Annotated in this window: 19 protein-coding genes; 11 read left to right on the top strand and 8 right to left on the bottom strand. The window is 61.0% G+C overall.

Annotated features, from left to right (window positions below):
- Positions 1 to 6 precede the first annotated feature (6 nt).
- The 3 genes from F7P80_RS01815 to F7P80_RS01805 all read right to left on the bottom strand — a co-directional run bounded on the left by F7P80_RS01815 (position 7) and on the right by F7P80_RS01805 (position 2,411).
- Positions 7 to 849 (bottom strand): BPSS1780 family membrane protein, encoded by an 843-nt coding sequence (locus tag F7P80_RS01815; RefSeq protein WP_151042333.1) that lies wholly within the window; start codon positions 847 to 849, stop codon positions 7 to 9.
- 202 nt (positions 850 to 1,051) lie between these two features.
- Positions 1,052 to 2,008: a homoserine kinase gene (locus tag F7P80_RS01810; RefSeq protein ID WP_151042331.1), complete on the bottom strand. Its 957-nt coding sequence runs from the start codon at positions 2,006 to 2,008 to the stop codon at positions 1,052 to 1,054.
- A 61-nt stretch (positions 2,009 to 2,069) separates the two neighbouring features.
- Complete coding sequence (locus F7P80_RS01805) at positions 2,070 to 2,411, bottom strand: hypothetical protein (protein ID WP_151042329.1); 342 nt, start codon at positions 2,409 to 2,411, stop codon at positions 2,070 to 2,072.
- Between the two features lie 99 nt (positions 2,412 to 2,510).
- On the opposite strand from F7P80_RS01805, the gene polA reads away from it, so the two are divergent.
- The 5 genes from polA to F7P80_RS01780 all read left to right on the top strand — a co-directional run bounded on the left by polA (position 2,511) and on the right by F7P80_RS01780 (position 8,556).
- Positions 2,511 to 5,321: a DNA polymerase I gene (polA, locus tag F7P80_RS01800; RefSeq protein ID WP_151042327.1), complete on the top strand. Its 2,811-nt coding sequence runs from the start codon at positions 2,511 to 2,513 to the stop codon at positions 5,319 to 5,321.
- Positions 5,322 to 5,439: 118 nt separating this feature from the next.
- Complete coding sequence (locus tag F7P80_RS01795; protein ID WP_249041348.1) at positions 5,440 to 6,129, top strand: AzlC family ABC transporter permease; 690 nt, start codon at positions 5,440 to 5,442, stop codon at positions 6,127 to 6,129.
- On the top strand, positions 6,126 to 6,434 hold the full coding sequence (locus F7P80_RS01790; protein ID WP_151042325.1) for an AzlD domain-containing protein: 309 nt from the start codon (positions 6,126 to 6,128) through the stop codon (positions 6,432 to 6,434). Before F7P80_RS01795 ends, F7P80_RS01790 begins: the two co-directional genes overlap by 4 nt.
- A 417-nt stretch (positions 6,435 to 6,851) precedes the next feature.
- Entirely contained in the window at positions 6,852 to 7,547 is a 696-nt protein-coding gene (locus tag F7P80_RS01785; protein ID WP_151042323.1) for a type 2 periplasmic-binding domain-containing protein, read from the top strand.
- Positions 7,548 to 7,734: 187 nt separating this feature from the next.
- Positions 7,735 to 8,556 carry a ZIP family metal transporter gene (locus F7P80_RS01780; RefSeq protein ID WP_151042321.1) on the top strand — a complete coding sequence of 274 codons (822 nt, stop codon included), beginning with the start codon at positions 7,735 to 7,737 and terminating at the stop codon, positions 8,554 to 8,556.
- 59 nt (positions 8,557 to 8,615) lie between these two features.
- On the opposite strand, the gene F7P80_RS01775 is transcribed toward F7P80_RS01780, so the two are convergent.
- The gene (locus tag F7P80_RS01775) at positions 8,616 to 9,398 is read right to left on the bottom strand and encodes a LytR/AlgR family response regulator transcription factor (protein ID WP_054065478.1); all 783 of its coding nucleotides are present in this window, start codon (positions 9,396 to 9,398) and stop codon (positions 8,616 to 8,618) included.
- Positions 9,399 to 9,419: 21 nt separating this feature from the next.
- A complete protein-coding gene (locus F7P80_RS01770) occupies positions 9,420 to 10,499 on the bottom strand; it encodes a sensor histidine kinase (protein ID WP_151042319.1) in 1,080 nt (359 codons plus the stop codon).
- 52 nt (positions 10,500 to 10,551) lie between these two features.
- Between F7P80_RS01770 and argH the strand changes: the two genes are divergently transcribed.
- The 3 genes from argH to F7P80_RS01760 are packed head-to-tail and all read left to right on the top strand — an operon-like array spanning position 10,552 to position 13,196.
- Positions 10,552 to 12,006: an argininosuccinate lyase gene (argH, locus tag F7P80_RS01765; protein WP_054065480.1), complete on the top strand. Its 1,455-nt coding sequence runs from the start codon at positions 10,552 to 10,554 to the stop codon at positions 12,004 to 12,006.
- Between the two features lie 17 nt (positions 12,007 to 12,023).
- On the top strand, positions 12,024 to 12,197 hold the full coding sequence (locus tag F7P80_RS16690; RefSeq protein WP_162777370.1) for a hypothetical protein: 174 nt from the start codon (positions 12,024 to 12,026) through the stop codon (positions 12,195 to 12,197).
- Positions 12,198 to 12,200: 3 nt separating this feature from the next.
- Entirely contained in the window at positions 12,201 to 13,196 is a 996-nt protein-coding gene (locus F7P80_RS01760; RefSeq protein ID WP_151042317.1) for a Bug family tripartite tricarboxylate transporter substrate binding protein, read from the top strand.
- 104 nt (positions 13,197 to 13,300) lie between these two features.
- Here the strand turns inward: F7P80_RS01760 and tenA are convergent, their stop codons facing one another.
- Positions 13,301 to 13,978 carry a thiaminase II gene (tenA, locus tag F7P80_RS01755; protein ID WP_151042315.1) on the bottom strand — a complete coding sequence of 226 codons (678 nt, stop codon included), beginning with the start codon at positions 13,976 to 13,978 and terminating at the stop codon, positions 13,301 to 13,303.
- 275 nt (positions 13,979 to 14,253) lie between these two features.
- Here tenA and F7P80_RS01750 point away from each other — a divergent pair, with 275 nt between their 5' ends.
- The 3 genes from F7P80_RS01750 to pbpC all read left to right on the top strand — a co-directional run bounded on the left by F7P80_RS01750 (position 14,254) and on the right by pbpC (position 23,531).
- Positions 14,254 to 20,091, top strand: a complete 5,838-nt coding sequence (locus F7P80_RS01750; RefSeq protein WP_346265180.1) for an alpha-2-macroglobulin family protein — start codon at positions 14,254 to 14,256, stop codon at positions 20,089 to 20,091.
- Between the two features lie 233 nt (positions 20,092 to 20,324).
- On the top strand, positions 20,325 to 21,209 hold the full coding sequence (locus F7P80_RS01745; protein ID WP_151042313.1) for an endonuclease/exonuclease/phosphatase family protein: 885 nt from the start codon (positions 20,325 to 20,327) through the stop codon (positions 21,207 to 21,209).
- A 9-nt stretch (positions 21,210 to 21,218) separates the two neighbouring features.
- Positions 21,219 to 23,531 (top strand): penicillin-binding protein 1C, encoded by a 2,313-nt coding sequence (gene pbpC / locus F7P80_RS01740; protein WP_428840845.1) that lies wholly within the window; start codon positions 21,219 to 21,221, stop codon positions 23,529 to 23,531.
- 13 nt (positions 23,532 to 23,544) lie between these two features.
- Here the strand turns inward: pbpC and lldD are convergent, their stop codons facing one another.
- Both lldD and F7P80_RS01730 read right to left on the bottom strand, forming a co-directional pair.
- Positions 23,545 to 24,684, bottom strand: a complete 1,140-nt coding sequence (gene lldD / locus F7P80_RS01735) for an FMN-dependent L-lactate dehydrogenase LldD (RefSeq protein ID WP_054065486.1) — start codon at positions 24,682 to 24,684, stop codon at positions 23,545 to 23,547.
- 10 nt (positions 24,685 to 24,694) lie between these two features.
- A complete protein-coding gene (locus tag F7P80_RS01730; RefSeq protein WP_151042309.1) occupies positions 24,695 to 25,453 on the bottom strand; it encodes an FCD domain-containing protein in 759 nt (252 codons plus the stop codon).
- Positions 25,454 to 25,470: the final 17 nt, after the last annotated feature.

Genomic DNA, 25,470 nt, shown 5'->3' with positions numbered 1-25,470 from the left:
TACGGCTTATTTGTAGTCGTACGTCACATCGTCTACATGCAGCTTGCGCTCCTGATCCGGTGGCGAGAAGCAGTCGCGGAAGGTAAACACCGCAGAACTCAGGAACATGGTCACCAGGGCCATGCCCAGCATGATGGTCAGAATGTTGGCCGCAATGGCGGCGGAGCTGCCGATCAGGCCGGAGAGCAGCAGGGTGAGCAAAGACAGCGCAAGACCTGCCGCAATGGTCAGGCCAAACCAGCCCAGGGCATACATCAGAAAGGCGCGGAAGTTGCGCAGACAGGCCACGATGCTGAAGAAAATGGCCTTGACGGGAGACACGCCGTGCCACTGCACCAGCGCAGGGGCATGCCACATCAGCATGGCCAGCAGGTTGTAGAGCACAAAGCCCCCCCACAGCGCAATCTGAAAGCCGGGCTGCTGCACGATTTGCTCCGCCAGCTCGGGTGTCATGGGCTCATTGCCCAGTGAGAGCTTGGCCAGTGTGCCGTCATCAAACAGCGAGGTCAGCGCGGCAATCAGCAAGATGCCTGCCGTGTAGAACAAACCCAGAATGGCCAGTGCCTGGATGCGTGACTTGCCAGCCTTGAAGGGGGCGAGCACCAGCCCGGGATGGGGCGTGCGGCCTTGATGGGCTTCGGCAGCACCGAGCATCATCACCAGGAACACGGTGGGCATGAACACCAGCGCAACATAGGTGCCAATGAAGGGAAACAGACCAATCAGCGATACGGCTGCCATGCTCAGAAAAAGCAGGGCCGTCAGCGCCATGGGCTGGCGCCAGAACGTCTGTATTCCCAGCTTGACCCAGTGTATTCCAGTGCTGGCGGGAACGATATGAAGTTTCATAGTGGTGAAAACGCAAGAAAAAAGCTGCAGGGCGCAGCGCTTGCAGGGAGCTCCACTGTACCCCAGGGCTGGGGGTGATGCTGCCCGGAGAAGGGTGGCATCACCGGGGTATTTGCATCCGCTCGTCCAGCTGCGGGCAGGGGCAGAGAGCGTGGAGGCAAGCCATGCATGTGACCGGCATGGCTTGCAGGGGGCTGATGGCTCAGTCCAGGCTGATGGGGTGGTGCAGGCGCTGACGCAGCACACGTTCAAAGTGGGCGGGGTCGTGAGGCACGAGCATGGAGGCCTCGCGCGGCAGGTAGTAGTCCCACAGGCGCGAGATCCAGAAGCGAAGTGCACCGGCGCGCAGCATGGCGTTCAGCAGCTGGCGCTCGGCCGCCTCCAGCGGCCGCACGGCCTGGTAGGCATCGAGCATGGCCTGTGCCTTGGCCGCGTGGTGAGCGCCGCTGGCGTGGTCAATACACCAGTCGTTCAGGCAGACGCACAGGTCAAACAAAAAGGTGTCGCAGCCTGCAAAGTAGAAGTCGAAAAAGCCTGTGAGCTCTTCGTCGTCAAACATGACGTTGTCGCGGAACAGATCGGCATGCACGGGGCCGCGTGGCAGGGCCTTGTAGGCACTGGATGCTGCCGTGTGGTTCTGGAAGGCCAGCTCGGCCTGCAGCAGGTCAGCCTGTTCGGCATTCAGATGGGGCAGCACGGTGGGCACGGTCTCGTTCCACCAGGCCAGGCCGCGCAGATTGGGCTGCTCGCGTTCATAGTCACGCCCTGCCAGATGCATGCGGGCCAGCATGTCGCCCACGGCAGCGCAGTGCACGGGCCCGGGCTGCAGCTGGCTCTTGCCGCGCAGCTTTTGCACGATGGCTGCTGGCTTGCCGCAGACCTTGTGCAGGATGTCGCCCGTTTTGGCATCGGCCTGGGGTGCAGGCACAGGAATGCCTTTGTGGGCCAGATGCTGCATCAGATACAGGTAAAAGGGCAGCTGCTCAGCGCGCAGGCGCTCGAACAGGGTCAGTACCCATTCGCCCTGGTCGGTGGTCAGAAAGTAGTTGGTGTTTTCAATACCACCCTGAATGCCACGCAGTTCGGTCAGCTGACCCAGGGGAACACGACGCAGCAACTCGCGCGCGTCTTTGTCGGAGACTTCGGTAAAAACGGCCATGCTTGGGCTAAAAAAGTCCAGCTGCTGCAGTCATGCAGCAGTCAGAGAAAGAGTTGCGGTATCAGAACTGGATGGCGCGCCAGACGCGGCGGCCATTGGTGCCGTCAGCCCCTTCGATATTCTGGGGCTGAACCTCATAGGCGGGCAGGTTGCCCACCTTGGGCTGCACCATGATGTTCTTGGTTTCACCACCTACGCGCAGTTCGTCTACGCGGCTGCCACCGTCTTCGTGCTGGATGCGCTCAATGCGCTGGTTGTGGCGGTCGCCTTGCTTGGCAGGCTCTTGCGTTGCAGCTGCTTCGGGCTGGGCCGCAGAGGGTGAAGAAGCTGCGTCGCTGCCCTCCTGTGCAAGCACAGGGGCAGAGATGAACAGGGCGGTGAGGAGGAGGGTGGCTGCGCGCATGGCTGCATTGTATTTCTGTTACGCACAGCAGGCGAATTTGTGACACCTGCAAAACCATGTCTGTTCCTGCAGCGGAGCGTGCAGGCACAATCAGCAGCTATGACGAATTCCAAGACATTGGTGCTGGTAGACGGCTCCAGTTACCTGTACCGCGCCTACCACGCCATGCCCGATCTGCGTGCCGTGCCCGGAGATCCTTCCAGCCCTGCGACCGGGGCCATTCGCGGCATGATCAATATGCTGCAGTCGCTGCGCAAGGACATCACGGCAGACTACGCCGTGTGTGTGTTTGATGCCTCCGGCCCCACGTTCCGTGATGCCATGTACGACCAGTACAAGGCCACGCGATCGCCCATGCCGGATGACCTGCGCAGCCAGATTGAACCCATCCACGCCGTGGTGGACATGCTGGGCTGGAAGGTGGTGGCCGTGCCCGGGGTCGAAGCCGACGATGTCATTGCCACGCTGGCACACATGGCCGCAGCGCAGGGCATGGAGGTGATCGTCTCCAGCGGTGACAAGGATTTGTCGCAGCTGGTGAACGAGCGCATCACCATCATCGACACCATGAATGGCAAGCGCCGTGACGTGGCTGGTGTCACCGCCGAGTTTGGTGTGCCGCCCGAGAAGATGATTGATTACCAGGCCTTGATTGGTGACACCGTGGACAACGTGCCCGGTGTGACCAAGGTCGGCCCCAAGACCGCTGCCAAGTGGCTGGAAGAATACGGCACGCTGGACAATCTGATTGCCAACGCCGCAGCCATCAAGGGCGTGGCTGGCAACAACCTGCGCGAGGCGATTGCCTCGGGCCAGCTGGCGCTGAGCCGCCAGCTGGTCACGATGAAAACCGATTGCGACTTGGCTGACTACATTCCTGGTCTCCCTGCCTTTGATGACATCACACTGGACGAGCCAGATAACGCCAGACTGCAGTCGTTTTATGAGCAATATGGCTTCAAGGGCCTGGCGCGCGCTCTGGCCAGCCATGCTGTGCCAGCCGCAGAGACGTCGTCAACTGCCACCAAGCCTGCTTCTGCTCAGGGCGATATGTTTGATCTGGATGATGCGGCCAGCACGGAAGTGGCCGTGGCTGCTCAGCAGCGTGATGTGGTCTACACCACCATCCTGACCGAAGAGCAGTTCCACAGCTGGCTGGACAAGATCCACGCGGCCAGGCTGACGGCCATTGACACCGAGACCGATTCGCTGGACGAAATGCGTGCGCAGATTGTTGGCATTTCGCTGAGCGTCAAGGTCGGCGAGGCCGCCTATATCCCGCTGCGCCACGAAGGCATGGAGGTGCCCCAGCAGCTGCCCATGGACTGGGTGCTGGCGCAGCTCAAGCCATGGCTGGAAGACGCTTCCAAGAAAAAGCTGGGCCAGCATGTGAAGTACGACCAGCACGTGTTTGCCAACCACGGCATCACCGTGCGCGGCTATGCGCACGACACCATGCTGCAGTCCTATGTGCTGGAAGTGCATCGCCCGCACAACCTGACGAGTCTTGCACTGCGCCATACGGGCCGCACCGGCATCAGCTACGAAGACCTCTGTGGCAAGGGCAAGAACCAGATCCCCTTTGCCCAGGTGCCGGTGGACAAGGCGGCAGCCTACTCCTGCGAAGACTCGGACCAGACGCTGAACGTGCACGAGGTGCTGTGGCCGCAGATTGAGGCAGACGCCAAGCTGCGCCATATCTATGAACTGGAAATGGCCACCAGTGAAGCCTTGTTCCGCATTGAGCGTAACGGTGTGCGCATTGATGCCGGTGAGCTGGCTCGCCAGAGCAATGATCTGGGGGCGCGCATTCTGCAGCTGGAAAACGAGGCTTATGAGATTGCAGGCCAGCCCTTTAATCTGGCTTCTCCCAAACAGCTGGGCGAAATCTTTTTCGACAAGCTGGGCCTGCCCGTGGTAAAGAAAACCGCCACCGGTGCGCGCAGCACGGACGAAGAAGTGCTGGAAAAGCTGGCCGAGGACTATCCGCTGCCTGCCAAGATTCTGGAGCACCGCAGCCTTTCCAAGCTCAAGGGCACCTATACCGACAAGCTGGCGCAGATGGCGCTGCCGCGCACCGGCCGTGTGCACACGCACTATGCGCAGGCTGTGGCCGTGACGGGGCGGTTGTCGAGCAACGATCCCAATCTGCAGAACATTCCCGTGCGCACGCCCGAAGGCCGTCGCATCCGCGAAGCCTTTGTGGCACCGGAAGGCCGGCTGATTGCCAGCGCCGACTACTCACAGATTGAGCTGCGCATCATGGCCCACCTCTCGGGCGATGAGGCGCTGCTCAAGGCCTTCCGCGAAGGGCTGGACGTACACAAGGCCACAGCCGCCGAAGTGTTTGGCGTGAGCGTGGAAGACGTGACGAGCGAGCAGCGTCGCTATGCCAAGGTCATCAACTTTGGCCTGATCTACGGCATGAGCAGCTTTGGTTTGGCCAAGAATCTGGGCATTGAGACCAAGGCCGCAGCGGCTTACATCGACAAGTACTTCCAGCGTTACCCCGGCGTGAAGCGCTACATGGACGAAACCGTGGAGCTGGCACATAGCCAAGGCTATGTGGAAACCGTGTTTGGCCGCCGCCTGTATCTGCCGGAAATCAACGGTGGCAACGGCCCGCGCAAGAAGGCGGCAGAGCGCGCAGCGATCAACGCGCCCATGCAGGGCACGGCAGCAGATCTGATCAAAAAGGCCATGGTGGCCGTGCAGTCCATGCTCGATGCCGAAAAGCCTGAGATCCAAGTCATCATGCAGGTGCATGACGAACTGGTGTTTGAGCTGCCCGCAGGGGATGCCGATTGGCTGCGTGCGCGCATCCCGGCGGTCATGGCCAGCGTGGCCCAGCTGTCTGTGCCTTTGCTGGCGGAGGTAGGCATAGGCAACAATTGGGAAGAAGCCCATTAATCATGGCTATTGAAAAAATAGCTGCTAGCGCTTGATTTACAAAGGTTTCAGATAGTTTTCTATTTGAAACCTTTGTTTTATCAGCGCTGGCAGCTATAGAAAAAACATAGAGGGACACGTGATCGCACCATCATCCTGGACGCCTGCCATGCGCATGGGGCTGTCCATTTCGATTGCCACCGGTCTGTATGGCATCTCCTTTGGGGCGCTGTCAGTGGGGGCCGGGCTGAATCTCTGGCAGACCATGGCGCTGAGCGCACTGATGTTCACCGGCGGCTCGCAGTTTGCTTTTATTGGCGTCATCGCCGGTGGCGGCACAGGTGCTGCGGCGCTGGGGGCCGCCAGTTTGCTGGGCGTGCGCAATGCCGTCTATGGCATGCAGATGAACCGCATGCTGCAGCCACGTGGCTGGCGCAAGGCTGCGGCGGCGCAGCTGACGATTGATGAGTCCGCCGCCACGGCATCTGGCCAGCTGGAGCCGCAGGAGCAGCAGCGCGGCTTCTGGACGGCAGGGCTGGGGGTGTTTGTGCTGTGGAATGCTTTCACCCTGCTGGGAGCCTTGCTGGGCGATGCGCTGGGTGATCCGCGCAAATGGGGACTGGATGGTGCTGCTGTGGCGGCATTCCTGGGCCTGCTGTGGCCACGCCTGAGGCAGCGTGAGCCGGTGGCGCTGGCCGTGCTGTGCGGCGTTGTGACCATGCTCGCCGTTCCGCTGCTGCCACCGGGGCTGCCCATTCTGGTGGCGGCCGTTGTAGGGGCAGCATGGGGCTGGTGGCGCAGCGCGCGCCTGATCAGGGAGCAGGCATGAGCATGTGGCACTGGATTTTGCTGGCCTGCGCCGTAGCCTTTGCCACCAAGTTTCTGGGTTATGCGATTCCGGCGAGCTATTTGCAGAACCCGCGCATGGCGCATATTGCAGCCTGCATGACGGTGGCCTTGCTGACATCCTTGACAGTGATGAATACCTTTGCCGCAGGGCAGGCGCTGGCGCTGGATGCACGCCTGGCTGCCTTGGTGGTGGCCGCCATCGCTTTGCTGCTGCGTGCACCATTTTTGCTGGTTGTGGTGCTGGGGGCCGTAACTGCTGCATTATGGCGATGGGTTCGGATATAACAATTTCTTCAAAATTACGCTTGCGCTGATAGGTAGTAAGGGTTTTTGCTTATAAAGCTGAGTGTCTGCAAGGGGGGATACATGTTCAGTTCCATGAATGTATGGACGCGTTGGCGTGCGAGGGCCGCATGTCTATCCATTGCAGCGCTTGTTTCACACGTCTGTGCAGAGGAGAAGCTCAGCATCGGACAGCCCCTGCAGAGCCAAGCAAACTGGGTGATCGTGCAACCCGCGTTTGCTCAGGGCTTCCGGTTTGATACAGCACAAGCTTTGGCTCATGAGCTTTCACGCATGTTGGGGCGGCAGATCGTGGTGGATGCTGCAACTCGTGGCCAGGGTGATGCAGCTTTTCGCTGGAGCTTGTCAGGTGCAGCGCAACAGTACGCTGTACTGGTTGCACCCGAGGAATCTCTGCGAGTGAGTACGTCCAGCCTGGCACACCCTGCCCATATTGCCAATTTTGAGCCTTTGCTGTTGCTTGGGTTTAAGCGCTGGTGCGCGTTTGTGCATTCGGAATCGCCCTTGCAAGCTGCTGGGCAATTGCACAGCTGGGTAGCGCAGCTGGACCGTCCTGTTCGCATTGCATTGCCGTTTTCTGAAGGGCGTATGCAGCTGTGGGTGCATGGCATGGAACAAGCCACCAATCATGCATGGCAGGTGCAGCCCTACAGTGTCAACGGCGATTTTGCAGCGGTGCTGGAGCAAGGCGCAGACCTGGCATTGGCGCGCTGTGATCGCATAGGTGCCTCAAGCACACAGGTGCGAACACTGGTGCAAAGTGGCAGAAAACCATTCGCGGGGCAGTCGGAGACGCCGACATTTGAAGAGGCAGGCTGGCTACCGTTTGAGCATGGCTGGACGGCTTTGTTTGTTCCGAAAGCGGTGCCTGAGCAAGAACGATCCGTGATGGAGCAGGCTTTGCAGCGCATTGCTAGCACTTCAAAGATGCGCGATGGGCTCAAGTTGGCGGGTTTTGAGCCCGCTGATTTATCTCCCGGTGCATCTCGCATCTACCTTGAGCGCTTTGTGAGCGGCTGGGCGATGGTCGAGCAGTTTTTGCTGGATGAGCATGTGGTTGACGCCTGGCGGCGCAAGGCTTCGGTCAAGCACTGATGCGCTGGGGGATTCCCAGGGGCTTGACAGGTGGTGTAGCGTGTTTTGATAAGGGCGTTCTTGAAAGCCCGCAAGCACCCATGCAGGCAATGCAGTTTGTCCGAAAAGCTCGCAAAGCGCGCATGGGCTTTCATGGACAATCAGGCATCGGTCAGCCCTGTCTGACCACAGAACATCGTAGTGAGCTATGACATTGGTCGCCATCATTCTGGCCACCCTTGCTGCTGGTATCGGCAGCGTCTGGGTGGCTAACTTTCTTTTGCAGCTTGGTTTTGGCAAGGGCCACACAGGCAGTGGGCAGCAGGGACTGCTGAGTCTGGCCGCAGGTGCGCTGCTGGCCACGGCCTTCATGCACCTCTTGCCCGAAGCCTTTAACAGCGAGGCCAGCGCACATGACCTGTTCATGACGCTGCTGATCGGTGTGGTGTTCTTCTTTCTGCTGACCAAGGCGGAGCTGTGGCACCACGGCCATGAGCACAGCCATGAGGCACATGGGCATCACCACCATGCACACGCACATGGGCACGACCATGATCATGATCACCACGTACACAGCAAGGGCTGGTCGCTGCTGACGGGCGACAGCGTGCACTGCTTTGGCGACGGGATTCTGATCGCCTCGGCATTCATGGCAGACATGCGTCTGGGCATGATTGCCGCCGTGTCTGTGCTGGCCCACGAAGTGCCTCACCACATTGGCGATCTGGTGGTGCTGCGCAATAGCAGCCACCGCAGTCTGGCGGTGCTCAAAGTCTCGCTGGCAGGTGCGGTGACGGCGCTGGGCGGCGTGACAGGTTACTTCCTCGTCGGCCACCTGGAAGACTGGCAGCCTTACTTTCTGACCGTGGCATCCAGCAGCTTTGTCTATGTGGCGCTGTCAGACCTGATTCCGCAACTGCAAAAGCGACTGTCTGCGCGTGAAAGTCTGGTGCAGATCGCCTGGCTGGTGATGGGCATTGTGCTGGTCACCGTAGTCAGTGGGCTGGCCCATGGCGGGCATGCGCACTGAAGGCTGAAGGCACAAAAAAAACGGCACCAGAAAACGGTGCCGTTTTTTATGTCCAGGTCTCAGGCTGGCTCGGCCTGGGGCGTTGCTGCGCAGTGGCTCATGCTGTGCAGCACATGGCGCACAGATGCGAGCTGGCGGCGCGACACCTGCAGCGTCTCTGGCACGCTGTGCAGGCGCAGCACCCAGCATTCCATGTCGTCATCGGTGTAGTGCTTGTCCAGCGCGCGCATCTGTGATGGCGCCACCAGTGCATTGCGGTGAATGCGCACGAACTGGCTGGGGAAGCGGTTTTCCAGCTCGCTCAGTGAGTTGTCGTAGATGTAGGTGCGAGAGGCAGTACGCACCGTGACGTATTTCTGTTCGGCCTTGAAATAAATGATCTGGTGCAGCGGCACGCGCTCGGCACGGCCACGGTCGCGTATGACCAGCGCTGGCAGGTGATCCGTAGCATCACCCAGCCCTTCCAGTGCGCGAATGCGGCGTATCTTGGCCAGCGTCTGCTGCAGGCGCTCCAGTCGCACGGGCTTGGTGAGGTAGTCCGTTGCCTCCAGCTCAAAGGCGTTGGCTGCATACATGGCATGGGCAGTGACGAAGACGACGGCAGGTGGCTTGCTCATGCTGCGCACGGTCTGTGCCAGCACCAGGCCGTTGGGGCCAGGCATCTGCACGTCGAGAAAGAGAATGTTTACTGGAATGGGGCTGCGCTGCAGGAATTCCAGCGCCTGAGCGGTGCTCGCAGCCTCTTCAATGACAAAGGGTGATGCGGGATCTTCACATTCGCTCAAAAGGACGCGCAGGCGGTTTCGAGCCAACAATTCATCATCGACAATCAGCACATGCATGGCTTATCTCCGAGTGGTCTGTTAACTGGATGGAAGCAAAATCTTGACCTCGAAGACACGGTCTTTGGGGCCTGCGCTGAAAGTGGCCTGGACATCATGTAACAAGCGCAAACGCCGCTCGACGTTCGCAAGCGCCATGCCCTGGCCAAGGCGGCTGGCGGCTCTGTCTCCTCGGTGCTCCTCCTGGGGCAGTGTATTGGTGACCGTGAGCAAAATGAATTTTTTTCGCGTTAACTGCGCTGAAATTGTTACTTTTGTGCCAATTTCTGAGGGTTCTACCCCGTGTTTGACCGCATTTTCCACCAAGGGCTGCAGCAGAAGTGGGGGCAGACGGGCGTGCAGAGCAGCCGGGTCGAGCAGCCATTCCACCTGCAGCCGGTCGCCAAACCGTACCTGCTCAATATCCAGATAGCGCTGGGCCAGCTCGATCTCTTCCTGCAGGGAAATGGTGCTGCGTGGATTGCGCAAGGTGGCACGAAACAGGTCGCTCAGATCGGTGAGCAGCTGCTCGGCCTTGGAGGGCTGTTCGCGCACCAGCGCCACCGCGCTGTTGAGGGCGTTGAACAGAAAGTGTGGGCGGATGTGTGCCTGCAGCGCCGTGAGTTGCGCGGTGGTGGCAGCAGGAGTCCTGCCTTCGGCGCGCAGCACCAGGTAGCCGACCAGCACGGCGGCAAACAGGCCGCCGACGATGGCATTGGCCAGCCAGTGCAAGGCTGTGATCTCGCCGGAGATGGCCAGCATGGCACTGGCATACAGCCCGGCCCCCACCCCGAGCCCCACGCCGCTGGCGTATTGCAGGGGGGCATCCATGCGGTGCAGCACGCGCTTGAGGCTGCAGGCCAGCAGCAGCCAGACGAGTGTGCCGGGCAGGCCGCCACTGGTGAGCCAGGCCATGTGCAGCAGCCAGTCCTGTGCGTCTGCACTGGTGTACAGGGCGGCAATGGCCAGCGTCAATTCCACCCCGAGCACGGCGCGCAAGACCACGCCCAGATGGCAGGCATCGAAGATCAGCACCGGGGGCGCTGAAGCAGTCTGAGGGGTCGTCTGCTCGGAAGATGCGGGGAAAGTGGATTGGCTCGATAGAATTTGCGGATTGTGCATAGGGCATCCGGCTATTCCGGGTGTCTGTCATTTCTGGAAATTTTGCCCTCCCATGTCTGATAACACCACCCAGCCTTCCCACAACCAACTCGATGCCAAGGCGCAGGCATGGTCTGCGTTGTTTTCCGAGCCCATGAGCGACTTGGTCAAGCGCTACACCTCCAGCGTCTTTTTTGACAAGCGCATGTGGAAGGCCGACATCACAGGCTCTCTGGCCCACGCTGAAATGCTGGCTGCCCAGGGCGTCATCAGCCAGGACGACTACGCAGCCATCCAGAAGGGCATGGCGCAGATCAAGCAGGAAATTGAATCCGGCGCCTTTGACTGGAAGCTGGATCTGGAAGACGTGCACCTGAACATCGAGGCACGCCTGACCCAGCTGGTGGGCGATGCTGGCAAGCGTCTGCACACCGGCCGCAGCCGCAACGACCAGGTGGCTACCGACGTGCGCCTGTGGCTGCGTGATGAGATCGACCTGATCGAAGGCCTGCTCAAGGAGCTGCAACTGTCGCTGGTGGAAGTGGCAGAAAAGAACGTGGACGTGATCCTGCCTGGCTTCACCCACCTGCAAGTGGCGCAGCCCGTGAGCTTTGCCCACCACCTGCTGGCCTATGTGGAAATGTTCAAGCGCGATGCCGAGCGCATGCTGGACGTGCGCAAACGCGTGAATGTGCTGCCGCTGGGCTCTGCGGCGCTGGCAGGCACCACCTACCCGCTGGACCGTGAGCGTGTAGCCAGGACGCTGGGCATGGAAGGCGTGTGCCAGAACTCGCTGGACGGTGTGTCCGACCGCGACTTTGCGATCGAATTCACCTCGGCTGCCTCGCTGTGCATGGTGCACATCTCGCGCCTGTCGGAAGAGCTGATCGTGTGGATGAGCCAGAACTTTGGCTTCATCAAGATTGCCGACCGCTTCACCACCGGCTCGTCCATCATGCCGCAGAAGAAGAACCCCGACGTGCCTGAACTGGCGCGCGGCAAGACCGGCCGTGTGGTGGGTCACCTGATGGGCCTGATCACCCTGATGAAGGGCCAGCCGTTGGCCTACAACAAGGACAACCAGGAAGACAAAGAGCCGCTGTTCGACACCGTCGATACGCTCAAGGACACCCTGCGCATCTTTGCGGAAATGATTGGCGGCCAGTTCAACCCTGTCACCGGCCAGAAGGAAGGCGGCATCACCGTCAACGCCGCCAATATGCGCGCTGCTGCGCTCAAGGGCTATGCCACGGCCACCGACCTGGCTGACTACCTGGTCAAGAAGGGCTTGCCTTTCCGCGATGCCCACGAAACCGTGGCGCACGCCGTGAAGCTGGCAACCCAAAAGGGCGTGGACCTGAGCGAGCTGCCACTGGAAGAGCTGCAATCGTTCAACCCCAATGTAGAGGCCGATGTGTTTGAGGTGCTGAGCCTGGAAGGCTCGCTGAACGCGCGCAATACGCTGGGTGGTACTGCGCCTGCGCAGGTGCGTATCCAGCTGGCCAAGCACCGCACACGCCTGGCCTAAAGTGCTTCTGGCAGCTTGTGCTGCACGCCATCAAGGGACGCCTCGGCGTCCCTTTTTCTTTGTCTTTCTGCGGTGTTCACGATGTGATGCATCGCCATATGCTTGGTGTTTATTCATTTTTCGATGCATTTCGTCCGGTAGGCTGGCAGATGGCCGTGTATGGCTTTTTCTTTATTTCACTACCGGAGTAATTTGTGACCCATCCCTCCCGCCGTCGCTTCCTCGCCCAAACTGCCACCCAAGCAGCAGTGCTGGCTACCGCCAGCGTGGCAGGCTGGCGCTGGTCGTGGGCGTCGGAGCGCCCGATTCGCATTCTGGTGGGCTTTCCTCCCGGTGGTGGCACGGACGTGATTGCGCGCCTGCTGCAGGAGCCGCTGAGCCAGCGCCTGGGCCGCACGGTCATCATCGAAAACAAACCAGGCGCTGGTGGCCAGATTGCTGCCCAGTTGCTTAAAAGTTCTCCGGCCGATGGCACGACGCTGTTTTTGACGCACGACCACAGCATTTCCATCCTGCCGCAGGTGGTGCGCCATGCAGGTTTTGACCCCGAGCAGGACTTCACGCCCATGGGCGGTTTTGCCTCGTTCGTGAACACCTTTGCCGTCTCCGGCATGCACCCCGCCAAGACCTTTGAGGAGTATCTGCAATGGGTGCGCAAAGACGCGGAGGGCCGCAGCGCCGTGGGCATTCCTGCACCTGCATCGACGCCCGAGTTTCTGGTCAAGCAGCTGGCGCAGCGTTACCAGCTGGATCTGATCTCTGCGCCTTACAAGGGCAGTGGCCCCATGATTGGTGACATGCTGGGCCGCCAGATCGAGGCTGGCATTGGCTCGGTGCAGGACTTTGTGAACTACCACAAGGAAGGCAAGGTGCGCGTACTGGCCGTGCTGGGCGGCAAGCGCCAGCCCCTGCTGCCCGAAGTGCCTACCTTTGCCGAACTGGGTATGAAGGGGCTGGAAGACATGCCGTACTACGGTATTTACGCGCCCAAGGGTGTGCCTGCAGCGTTTCAGCAGCGCTTTGCGCACGCGCTGGCAGACAGCGTGCAGGAACCCCATATCCGTGAGCAGCTCGAAGCCATCGGGCTGGTCGTCGACCCCATGACGCCTGCACAGCTGCACCAGCGTGAGCGTGATTACACGGCAGTGTGGAAGCGCATCATTGTCGAAAGTGGTTTTCAGCCTCAGTAAGCATCGATTAAAAAACAATAGCTGTTAGCGCTTGAAAAATAAGGACTTCAGATAGAAAACTATCTGAAGTCCTTTATATATATGCGCTAGCAGCTATGAATTATTTAGCAGGCCCAGGTCTGCATGCGGTAGGCGCTGTCCCAGAACATCCACTCCAGCCGCGCAGCATCGGTGTAGGCGGCATGCATTTCCGCCAGGGTACGCGTATCGGCCTGTGCGGCGACAGCGTCAATGGTGTTGCGCACGGCGTGCACATGGGCATGGAAGTCTTCGCCGCCATAGGTATCAATCCAGCTCTGGTACGGGTTGCCAGCGGCCGTGCGCTTTTGCAGGTCAACGCCGACTTCGGCATAAATCCAGAAGCAGGGCAGCAGGGCAGCCAGTGCGACGGGGTAGGAGCGGCTCCAGGCGACGGACTGCAGAAAGTGGCAGTAGTGGTGGCAGGTGGGTGACAGCGGCGTGCTGGCAAATTCCTCGGGCGTGATGGCGTATTCACGCATGAAGCTGTGGTGCAGTTCGCGTTCGGCCACCACGGCTTCCTGGGCAGCAGCGGCAAACTGCACCACGCCGTCGGCATCATCGGCCTTGGCGGCAGCGGCAGCCAGCGCACGGCCAAAGGCCACCAGGTAGTGCGCATCCTGAATCATGTAGTGGCGAAAGACATCGCGCGGCAGCGTGCCAGCGGCCAGTTCGCGGTTAAAGGGCAGATCCAGTGTGGCCTGGAACAGGAGCAGATTGCGTTCCCAGGCTTGGTCACAAAAACTGCCAGTATGGTGCTGCATGCAAAAACCTCCGATTGCGTCAAAACATCAAGCCATGCGCCAGCGCGACAGACGCTGGCGTGCGCAGTGTAGGTGCTGCGCACGCAAATGACGCAGAAACCGGCACGGCGGCCTGCGGTATCTGGCGGTGGGTGTCGCCTGCCTGATGACAGGCCTGCTGGCAGGCAGTGTTAGGCTTGTGGCATTCGCATCAGACGTGAGGTTGCAGCGTGGCGCAGTTTTCTTTATCTCGATCGTGGTGGCTGGGTCTCGGGGGGATGGTGGGAGCCTGCGCTGTGCATGCAGCCAGCATCTCGCAAGTGACACCCCAGGGGGCGAGTCCGGATGTGCAGCAGGTGGTGGTACAGACCAGTGCAGATGCCGTGCGCCTGGGCAACCCGCAAGCCACCGCGCCCGTGCAGATCCAGTGCACGCCAGAAGCTGCTGCCCAAGGCAGTGGCCGCTGGAATGATGCGCGGGAGTGGGTCTGGCAGTTTGCGCAGCCGCTGCCTGCGGGTTCGCGCTGTACCGTAGCGCGTAATTCAGGCTTTAAATTGCCCTCTGGCGCAGCATTGACGGGCGCTGGCAGCTATCAGTTTTTTGTGCCTGGGCCTGCGGTGCTCAACACCTGGCCTGGCACATATGCCGCCATTGATGAGGTGCAGACCTTTGTGCTGCAGCTCAATGGTCAGCCGACGACAGAAAGCCTGCAGCAGCATGTCTACTGCCGCGCGCAGGATGTGGGCGAGCGCATCCCCGTGCGGGTGCAGGATGCCGCGCAGACCCAGCAGCTGCTTCAGGCGCTGCAGATCGAGGAGCGCGGCCACTACATCGCACTGAGCTGCAACCGCCGCCTGACGGCAGGCACGGACATGCAGCTGGTCTACGGCGAAGGTGTGGCCATGGCCAATGGCGTGCGCAATGGCAGCACGCAGACCTTTGACTTCCAGGTGCGCGAAGCCTTTACCGCCCAGCTGCAATGCCAGCGCGAGCGTGCGAATGCGGGCTGTCTGCCTGTTCGCGATGTGCTGCTGTCTTTCACTGCCCCCGTGCCCAAGGCGCAGGCAGCGCAGGTGTATCTGCAGCACGATGGCAAAAAGATCGCACCAGACCTGACGCAGGAGACGACAGACGCCGTCAGCGAACTGCGCTTCAAGCAGCCTTTTGTGCCTTTGGCCACCTACCAGTTGGTGCTTCCTGCAGACCTGGAGGACGACGCGCAGCGGCGCCTGGCCAATGCGGCTTCTTTCCCCTTGCAGGTAAAGATGGGTGACACACCGCCACTGTTCAAATTTGCTGCAGCCCCCTTCGGTGTGCTGGAGCGCTTTGCCGAGGGTGAGGATGGCGTGGCGGTCTTGCCCGTGACCGTGCGCAAGGTGGAGGCCATGGACGGTCAGCATCAGGCGCAGGATGGCAAGGCAAAGCTGCGCACATTGCGGCTGGAGAGTGACGCCGACATCATCCACTGGTGGGATCTGGTGCAGCGCTATGACCGTGGCTGGATCGGCCGCAAGCAGGCGCAGCGAGAACTGTCCGCGGCACTGCCACCCCGGCTGGAGCAGGACAGCAGTTCCGTGGAAACGCGCATGCTGTCGCTGCTCAAAGGCAAGCCTCAGGTTCAGGATCAGCAGCTGCCCAGGGCGGATGCTGGTGATCCACGTCCTTTTGAGGTGGTAGGCATTCCGCTGGCTGCGCCGGGCTTTTATGTGGTGGAGGCTGAGTCTCCCCGGCTGGGGGCAGCGCTGCTGGACGAGCGACTGGGCTCGCCACGCAGCATGTTTGTACGTACCTCTGCGCTGGTGACCAATCTGGCGGTGCATCTGAAGCTCGGGCGCGAAGGTTCGGCCGTGTGGGTGACGTCGCTGGACAAAGGCCAGCCTGTGGCAGGTGCCAAAGTACAGGTGTCGGACTGCAGAGGGCGTGTGCACGCTTCTGGCATCACGGGTGCTGATGGTGTGCTGCTGTTGCCCAATCTGGACAAGGAAGCGCCGCGCTGTGATGGCCATGAAGGCAGCGGCCAGTGGTTTGTGAGCGCGCGCCATACTGACGACGGCGTGCAGGATGTGGCTTTTGTGTGGAGCGACTGGCAGCGTGGCATTGAGCCCTGGCGCTTCAATCTGCCCACATCCTGGGGCAGTGGGCCGGAGCTGGTGGCACACACCGTGCTGGACCGCAATCTGGTGCGTGCGGGCGAGACCGTGTCCATGAAGCATTTTGTGCGTGCCCAGACTTTGCAGGGGCTGGCGCTCCCTGAAGACTGGCCGGTGGAAGTGCTGATCACCCACGTGGGCAGCAACCAGCAGTACAGACAGCGCCTGCAGTGGAGCGATACCCACAACGGTGGCCGCAATGCCACCAGCAGTTTTGACGTACCGCCTGCGGCGAAGCTGGGACAGTACACGGTGGAGCTGCGCTGGCCTGAGTCGGCCGATGGCGGCCAGCGTGTGCAGCAGTCCGGCAGCTTCCGCGTAGAGGCTTTCCGCCTGCCCGTGTTCCAGGGCAGCGTGCAGCCGCTCAGCAAGGGTGCATTGATTGCACCGCAGCAGCTCGCTGTGGATGTGCACCTGAGCTTTATCAACGGCGGTGCAGCCAGCGGTACGCCGGTGCAGCTCAGTGCCTTGCTGCGCACGCAGGACGTGTCCTTTGCACGCTGGAGTGGCTACAGCTTCAGCGCACCGCGTGCACCCGAGCAGGCAGACCGTGAGGCAGAAGCTGCCAGCGACAGCTCCCGCCTGATTGCCGACAAGCTGCCACTGACGCTGGACAAGCAGGGGCAGGGCCAGGTGGTGCTGCAGCACTTTCCCGCCATCAAAGCCGCACAGCAATTGCTGCTGGAGGCGAGTTTTTCGGATCCTAACGGTGAAATTCAGACCCTGCGCAGCACGCACACCGTCTGGCCTGCGGCGGTGGTGGCAGGCTTGCGCACGGAGGGCTGGATGTCTGTGGGACGCAAGATGCGCATGCAGGCGCTGGCCGTGGACGTGGCTGGCAATCCGCAGGCCCATGTGCCACTGAAGGTGGAGGCGATTCACCACACCACCACCAGCACACGCAAGCGCCTGGTAGGCGGTTTTTACAGCTATGACAACCAGCGCAGCAGCAAATCGCTGGGCCAGGTGTGCAGCGGCAAGAGCGATGCGCGCGGCCTGTTGCTGTGCGAAGTGCAGGTGCTGGAGGCTGGAGAGGTCGAGCTGATTGTCTCTGCCGAAGACAGCAAGGGCCGTACATCGCAGGCGGCCGACACGGTCTGGGTGACTGGCCAGGGCGAGCTGTGGTTTGGTGGTCAGGACCATGACCGCATGGATGTGCTGGCAGAAAAGCCCAGCTATGCACCGGGCGACATCGCCAGGCTGCAGGTGCGCATGCCTTTCCGTGAAGCTACGGCGCTGGTGAGCGTGGAGCGCGAAGGCGTGCTGCACACGGAAGTGGTGCAGCTGCAGGGCAAGGACCCCACCATCGAGCTGAAAGTGCAGCCTGGCTGGGGGCCAAACGTCTATGTGAGTGTGCTGGCGCTGCGTGGGCGGCTCTATGAAGTGCCGTGGTACAGCTTCTTCACCTGGGGCTACAAGGCACCGCGCCAGTGGTGGAATGCTTTCTGGCATGGCGGCAAGGAATATGTGGCGCCTACGGCCATGGTGGACTTGAGCAAGCCCTCGTTCCGCTTTGGCGTGGCAGAGCTGCAGGTGCAAGACAAGTCGCAGCAGCTGGCGGTCAGCGTAGAAGCAGACAAGCCGCGCTACCAGATCCGGGACAAGGCCAAGGTCACCATCCGTGCCACGCTGCCTGATGGGTCTCCGGCTGCCCATGCCGAAGTGGCGGTGGCGGCGGTGGACAAGGCTTTGCTGGAACTGTCGCCCAATCTGAGCTGGCAGCTGCGTGATGCCATGTGGCAGCGCCGCGACTGGGGCGTGGAAACGGCCACTGCGCAGATGGAAGTGGTGGGCCGTCGCCACTACGGGCGCAAGGCGGCAGCGCCGGGCGGTGGTGGTGGGGTTGGTGCTCCTACGCGTGAGCTGCTGGACACCTTGCTGCTGTGGCAGCCGCGTGTGCAGCTTGATGCCCAGGGGCGAGCAGAGATCGAGGTACCGCTCAATGACGCACTGAGCAGTTTCACCATCGTGGCCGTGGCGGATGACGGTGTGCAACGCTTTGGCACCGGCAGTGTAGACATTGCAACCACCCAGGATCTGCAGCTCATCAGCGGTCTGCCGCCTGTGGTGCGCGAGGGCGATCAGTTCCAGGCCATGTTGACGCTGCGCAACAGCACGGACGCCCTCATGCGTGTGCAGCTGCAGCCCAAGGCCACAGGCGTGAGCCTGACGGAACAGACGGTGGAGATTCCCCCGCATGCAGCGCGTGCGCTGAACTGGGAAGTGACCGTGCCTACGCTGCTGGAGCAGGCTGCGCAGGGTGAATGGTCGTGGCAGCTGGATGCCAGAGATACCGTCTCTGGTGCACAGGACAGCCTGGCCCTGAGCCTGCGTCTGTTGCCTGCCGTGCCGCTGGGAGTGCAACAGGCGGCGTTGGTGCAGATTGACGGGCACTGGATGCAGCAGCTCGAGTGGCCCAGAGAGGCACTGCCCAGGCAGGGTGGCGTGCGCCTGACCTTCAGCGACAAGCTGGCCGACCCTGTGCAGGGCGTGCCCGGTTTGCGTGACTGGTGGGCAGCTTACCCCTATGTGTGTCTGGAGCAGACCGTGGGCAAGGCCATTGGTCTGGGGGATATGGCGCTGTGGGAGCGCACCATGGCTGCGCTGCCCACCTATCTGGACGATGACGGGCTGGCCATGTACTTCCCGCCGCAGCGTGCGCATCAGGCGCGGGGTAGCGACAGTCTCACCGCCTACTTGCTGGCAGTGGATCGCAGTCTGCAGTCCATAGACCCGCGGTTCCAGTTGCCGCAGGCCGAGCGAGACCGTATGGAGGCTGGGCTGGTGGCTTTTGTGCAAGGCCGTATTGAGCGCGATTTCTGGAGCCCGCGTCAGGATCTGGATGTACGCAAGCTCGCCGCCATTGCCGCACTGGCTGACAGCGGCAAGGCCCGCCCTGCCATGCTGGAGAGCATCCGTATTGCCCCTCAGGACTGGCCGACCCATGCGGTGATTGACTGGCTGCGCATCCTGCAGCGCATGCCGCAATTGCCCGGACAGGCAGAGCATCTGGCGCAAGCGCAGCAGGTGCTCAAGACGCGCCTTTTCTATACCGGCTCACAAGTAGGTTTTCGCACTGATGCCAGCGACCACTGGTGGTGGCTGATGCAGGGCACGGATGTGAATGTGGCCAGGCTGCTGCTGACCACCATGGAGGAGCCGGAGTGGGCGGCCGAGCGGGCACGTCTGGTCACAGGCCTGCTGGCACGCCAAAAACAGGGCAGCTGGCAGACCACGGTGGCCAACACCTGGGCAGGGTTGGCATTGCGGCAGTTCTCGCAGCGCTATGAGCGTGATGCCGTGACTGGTAACACCACGGCATTGCTGGAAACTGCAACACAGACCGTGCACTGGGCAGAGGTGTCCACGCAGGAGGGATCTGCCAGTAGCAGTGCACTGCAGCAGCCCATAGAGCCGCAGCGCAGTCTGTTCTTTCCGTGGGGTGAAGGACGCACCGCGTCATTGAGCGTGCAGCACCGTGGGGCAGGTCAGCCTTGGATGGCTTTCCAGTCTGTAGCGGCTGTTCCTCGCACACAGCCTGTGCAGGCGGGCTATGCCATCCGCAAGACTTTGACGGCGGGGCCGGGGGCGCAAGCAGGGCGCTGGCAGCGCGGCGATATCGTGCATGTACGCCTGGAGCTGCAGGCCAGCGCTGACATGACCTGGGTGGTGCTCAATGACCCCATCCCGGCAGGAGCCAGCATTCTGGGCGGTGGCCTGGGGCGGGATTCCGCCATCGCATTGCAGGCGCAGGAACGCAGCGATGGGCAAGGGGTGAGTCCCACATTTGTGGAGCGTGCGCAGGATGGCTATCGCGTGTACTGGGACTATCTGCCACAAGGCACGACAGTGGTGCAATACACCATGCGTCTGAATAATGCGGGCGATTTTGTGCTGCCGCCTACGCGTGCAGAAGCGCTGTATGCCCCGGAGATGTTTGGCGAGTTGCCCAATGCACGCTGGAAAGTTGAGGACGCACAGTAAGCTTGTGTGCAAATGTTTGCACTTCAGCAATATTTGGTGCTTGCTGAAGATGCAGGCAAACTTTTGATTATGTGAGGGTTGGTGGCTCTATATTTAGAGCCTGTAGGTAAATTGTGAAAAATTATGCAGATAAAGGCTTAACACTTGGGATTGCGCAAAAGAGCCGCTATCTTTGGCGCTCTTGTCAGAAATTACTGATGCTCTGTAGGAATCTTTTCTAGAAGGCTCTTTTCATGCAACTGGTCACATGGAATACGCAATGGTGCTGTGGAGTGGACGGAGTCGTCAGCCCAGAGCGTATTGTGCAAACCGCACAGGCAATGGGTGCGTTTGATGTGCTGTGCTTGCAGGAGATAGCTGTCAACTACCCCAAGCTGCAAGGCGGTCCTGAGCACCAGCTGCAGCAGTTGCAGGACTTGCTGCCCGGCTGGTCGTTCTGCTTTGGTCCCTCTGTACATGAGTGGACTGCCGCAGGCGAGCAGCAGTTCGGCAATCTGATTGCTACGCAGTTGCCCGTACTGCAGGTGCAGCACTATCCTCTGCCATATCCCGCGGACGAAAACATTCGCAGCATGCCGCGCATGTGCACGGTGGTGACCGTACAAGACCCCAAACTTGGCCCGGTGCGTGTGATGACCACGCATCTGGAATACCACTCGCAGTGCCAGCGTCTGGCTCAGGCTCGCTACCTGCGACGCATGCATTTTGAAGCGCTGTCACACACTTATTCCCAGCCGCAGTTTGCGCAGGATGGCTCGCCCTATCAGGCCAAGGCGCATACCGGTCATGCCGTACTGTGCGGCGACTTTAACTTTGGGGTGGGGCAAGCTGAATACGAAGCGCTCATGGCCAAGGCGCAGCCCATGGAGTGTCTGGAAGCAGGCTGGCCGGAGCGCGTGGTGGGCGCACGCTGGCACGATGCATGGACGGTGCTGCATGCGCAGCAGCCTCATGCACCGACTTTTGGTGTGTATGACAACACGTATGCGCCTGAGCCCATGGCCTGTGATTTTGTCTGGCTCAGCGACAGCCTGCGCAGCCAGATTCGCAGCATGCAGGTCGATACGCAGACACAGGCTTCGGACCATCAGCCTATTCGCGTGGTGATCGGCGGCTGAATGGGGGGGATGGCAATGCGCCGCCTTGCTCTGGTCATTGGCCTGTGCTGGCCTTTGCTGGTGAGTGCGCTGCCATCGTTCCAAGAGGTTCGCAGCAGCCATCAGTCCTCCGAAACACTGTTTCTTTCGCGAGAAGGCGAGGTGCTGCAGCGACAGCGCACGGACTTCAGTGTGCGCCGTGGACAGTGGATCGCACTCCAGGATGTATCTCCAGCCTTGCTGTTGGCACTGCTGGTGAGTGAAGACCAGCGTTTTTATGCCCACAGCGGGGTGGACTGGAAGTCGGTATCCGCTGCTGCGTGGGCCAATGTCTGGCACCAGAAAACGCGGGGGGCGAGCACCATCACCATGCAGCTGGTCGGGCTGCTGCAAGAGGACTTGCGTGCGCGCAATCAAGGGCGCAGCGTAGGACAAAAAATCAGCCAGGCCTGGGGAGCCACGCAGCTGGAGCGCCAGTGGCGCAAGGATGAAATTCTGGAGGCCTATCTCAATCTGCTGCCGTTTCGTGGTGAGCTGGTGGGAATTGATGCGCTGAGTCGTACCCTGTTTGGCAAGGCCGTGCATGGGCTGGATGCCATGGAAGCGTCCATCGCCGCAGCACTGGTGCGAGGCCCCAATGCCAGTGCACAGGTGGTGGCACAGCGTGCCTGCCAGGTGTGGCAGGAGCTGGTGACGCAAAAGCTGATCGTGTCTCAGGCAGACTGTGCCGCCTTGCAGTGGCGCACACCACAGCTGCTGCAGGCCAGGCGCTGGCCTGCCAGCGAAGGCATGGCTCCACACTGGGCGCAGCGCGTCTGGGCGGCGCGTGATTCAGCAGCGCCGCAGCCCGCATCGGGCATGCGCACCACCGTCAGTGCCGCGGTACAGAGCCTGGCGCTGGAGAGTGTGCAGCGCCATCTGCGTGAGCTGCAGGGCCGCAATGTGGAAGATGCAGCGGCGGTGGTGCTGGACAACCGCAGTGGCGAAGTGCTGGCATGGGTGGGCTCTTCGGGCGGCCTGAGTCAGGCAATGGAAGTCGATGGTGTACTGGCCTGGCGTCAGCCTGGCTCAACGCTCAAGCCCTTTCTGTACGCACAGGCGCTCGATGAGCAGCGCCTGACCGCCGCGTCCTTGCTGGAAGACTCGGCAGCCCAGATTGCGACAGGCGCTGGGCTGTACATCCCGCAGAACTATGACCGGCGCTTCAAGGGCTGGGTGTCGGTGCGCATGGCGCTGGCATCGTCGTTGAATGTGCCGGCCGTGCGCACGCTGGTGATGGTGACGCCCGATGCTTTCTTTGAGCAACTGCAAGCGCTGGGGCTGCCGCTGCGTGAGAGCGCGGGTTTTTATGGCTACAGCTTGGCGCTGGGCAGTGCCGAGGTGCCGCTGTTGCACCTGACCAATGCCTACCGGGCGCTGGCCAATGGCGGGCAGTTTTCTGCGGTAGCGCCAGCGTTGCAAGGGCTGGGTACGCAGGCACCAGCGGTGAAAGCTGTGTCGCCACAAGCAGCATTTATCGTCGCCGATATCTTGTCGGACCCGCACGCACGCGCGCCGACGTTTGGGCTGGACAGTGTGCTGGCAACACGCTTTTGGACTGCCGTGAAGACGGGCACCAGCAAGGATATGCGCGACAACTGGGCGGTAGGTTGGTCGCAGCGCTACACGGTGGGCGTGTGGGTGGGCAATGCCTCGGGCGCAGCCATGCATGGCGTGAGTGGCAGCAGCGGCGCAGCGCCCATTTGGGCCGACATCATGGCCGGGCTGCATGCCAAGCAGGGCAGCCACGCGCCTCAAGCGCCGCAAAGCGTGCGCCGCGAAGCGGTGCGTTTTGTCAGTGACAGCCATGCCCAAGCACTGGAGCCAGCGCGCCAAGAGTGGTTCATTGACGGTACACAGCAGTCGGTATTTGCTATTAATAAAAAAGCTGCTAGCGCTGCATCATCAAGGAATTCAAATGGTTTTGTAGCTGAAAACCAGCATGTGTCAGCCAGAGCAGCTATTAAAAAAGATAGTAGCCTCTTGCGCGCGCAGATCACGCAACCTGTGAGCGGCACGATTTTGGCGCTGGACCCAGACATTCCACCGCAGCACCAGCGCGTGCCATTGCAGCTGCGTTGGTTGGGCGCTGCCCAAGCACCGCAGACGGGGAGCCAACGTGTGCGTTGGGTGCTGGTGACGCGCCAGCCGCAGCCTGCGCGCCAAGAGATTGGGCGCGGCAACTCCGTCGATTGGTTGCCGTGGCCGGGGCGGCATCGTTTGGAGTTGCAAGATGCTGCAGGCCGCGTGCTTGACAGCGTAGAACTGGAAGTGCGCGGTGCTGCAGCCCGTGCAGCACCGTAAAGGCTGCAGCTTGTTAGCCCTCGCGCACCAACAGGTCGCCAGTAATTTCAGCCACGTTTTTCACACTGGTCAGCGTCATGGCCACGCGCATTTCTTTTTCCAGCAGGTTTAACAGGTTGGTCACGCCAGCGCCGCCTTCTGCTGCCAAGGCGTAGATGTAGGCGCGGCCAATCATGGTGCAGTCTGCCCCCAAGGCCAGCATGCGCACGATGTCCAAACCATTGCGAATGCCGGAGTCCGCCAAGATTTTGATCTGGCCTTTGACCGCATCGGCAATCGCTGGCAGCGCGCGGGCCGAGGATAGAACGCCATCGAGCTGGCGGCCGCCGTGGTTGGAGACGATGATGCCGTCCGCGCCAAAGCGCACCGCGTCTTTGGCGTCTTCAGGGTCGAGAATGCCTTTGATGACCATGGGCCCTTTCCAGAAGTCGCGAATCCACTCCAAGTCTTTCCAAGAAATGGAAGGGTCAAAGTTCGCGCCCAGATAGCCCATGTAGTCTTCGAGGCTCACGTTTTTACTCAGATAGGTCGAGATATTGCCCAGCGTGTGGGGGCGGCCCAGCAGGCCCACATCCAAAGCCCACTGCGGGTGCGTGACCGATTGCAGGTAGCGGCGCATGGCAGCGTTGGGGCCGCTCATGCCCGAATGCGCATCGCGGTAGCGCGCGCCGGGCACCGGCATATCGACGGTGAACACCAAGGTCGAGACGCCCGCTGCCTGCGCACGCTCCAAGGCGTTTTTCATAAAGCCGCGGTCTTTGAGCACGTACAGCTGAAACCACATGGGGCGGCCTAGCTTGGGCGCCACTTCTTCAATCGGGCAGACCGAGACGCTGGACATGGTGAACGGAATGCCCTTGGCATCCGCTGCCGTGGCGGCTTGCACTTCACCGCGGCGGGCGTACATGCCCGTCAAACCCACGGGCGAGAGCGCCACGGGCAGGGCCAGCTTTTCGCCAAACAGCTCAATGCTGGTGTCTAGCTGGCTCATGTCTTTGAGCACGCGCTGGCGCAATGCCACGTCCGCCAAGTCATCCACATTGCGTGCCAGCGTTTTTTCAGCGTAAGCACCGCCGTCGATGTAGTGAAACAAAAAAGGCGGCAGGCGCTTTTGGGCTGCGGCGCGGTAGTCGGTGGTCGAAGAGATGATCATGACAATGGCTCTAATGGGGAAGTGACAGGCGATTCAAGCGCTGCTGCCGTGCGGCATCTGCATCGGCTTGCATGAGCTTGTCGCGCACAAAATTCAGGTGTACCAGCATCACACTGCGTGCTTGCTGGGCTTCACCGGCGAGGATGGCTTGCATGAGGTCGTAGTGATGCTGGGTGAGGTGCTCCAAAACATCGCTGCTGTCTTGCGCAAACATGCGTTGGCGGTTTTCAGCCACGGTGCCCAGCACCAGCTCAAACAAGCTGCCCATGACCTGCACAATCACGGCGTTGTGCGAAGCCTGGGCTATGCACAAATGAAAGCGTGCATCTGCACGGGCAGCGCTTTCAGTGTCTTGGATGCTTTGGTAATGCAGCAGTTCATCAAAACGGCGTTGCAGGCGCTGCTTGTCTTCATCGGTCGCGCGTTGTGCGGCATACCATGCAGTGCTCACTTCCAGGCTCTCTCGCGTCTCCAGCACGTCATACAGGTACTGCGCATCTGTGCGGATCAAGGGCTCTAGTGCCGAGATCGCTTGTAAGGTGCCGCCTATGGGGTGAGGAACTGTGGTTTGCACAAAGGTGCCAGCCCCAGCACGGCTGACCAAAATACCCTGGCTTGAGAGCTTTTGGATGGCTTCACGCAGCGCGGTGCGTGAAACCTTCATTTCTTCGGCCAGCTGCCGCTCTGCGGGCAAACGCTGGCCGGGTTGCAACTGACGCTGTTGCACCAGTTGATACAGCTGCTCGGCGATCTGATCAGAAATTCGCATAGGAGTGGCTTCACACA

Origin of the sequence: Comamonas kerstersii (assembly GCF_008801935.1) — a bacterium.
GTDB lineage: Bacteria > Pseudomonadota > Gammaproteobacteria > Burkholderiales > Burkholderiaceae_C > Comamonas > Comamonas kerstersii.
This window is presented reverse-complemented; position numbering and strand designations above follow the sequence as displayed.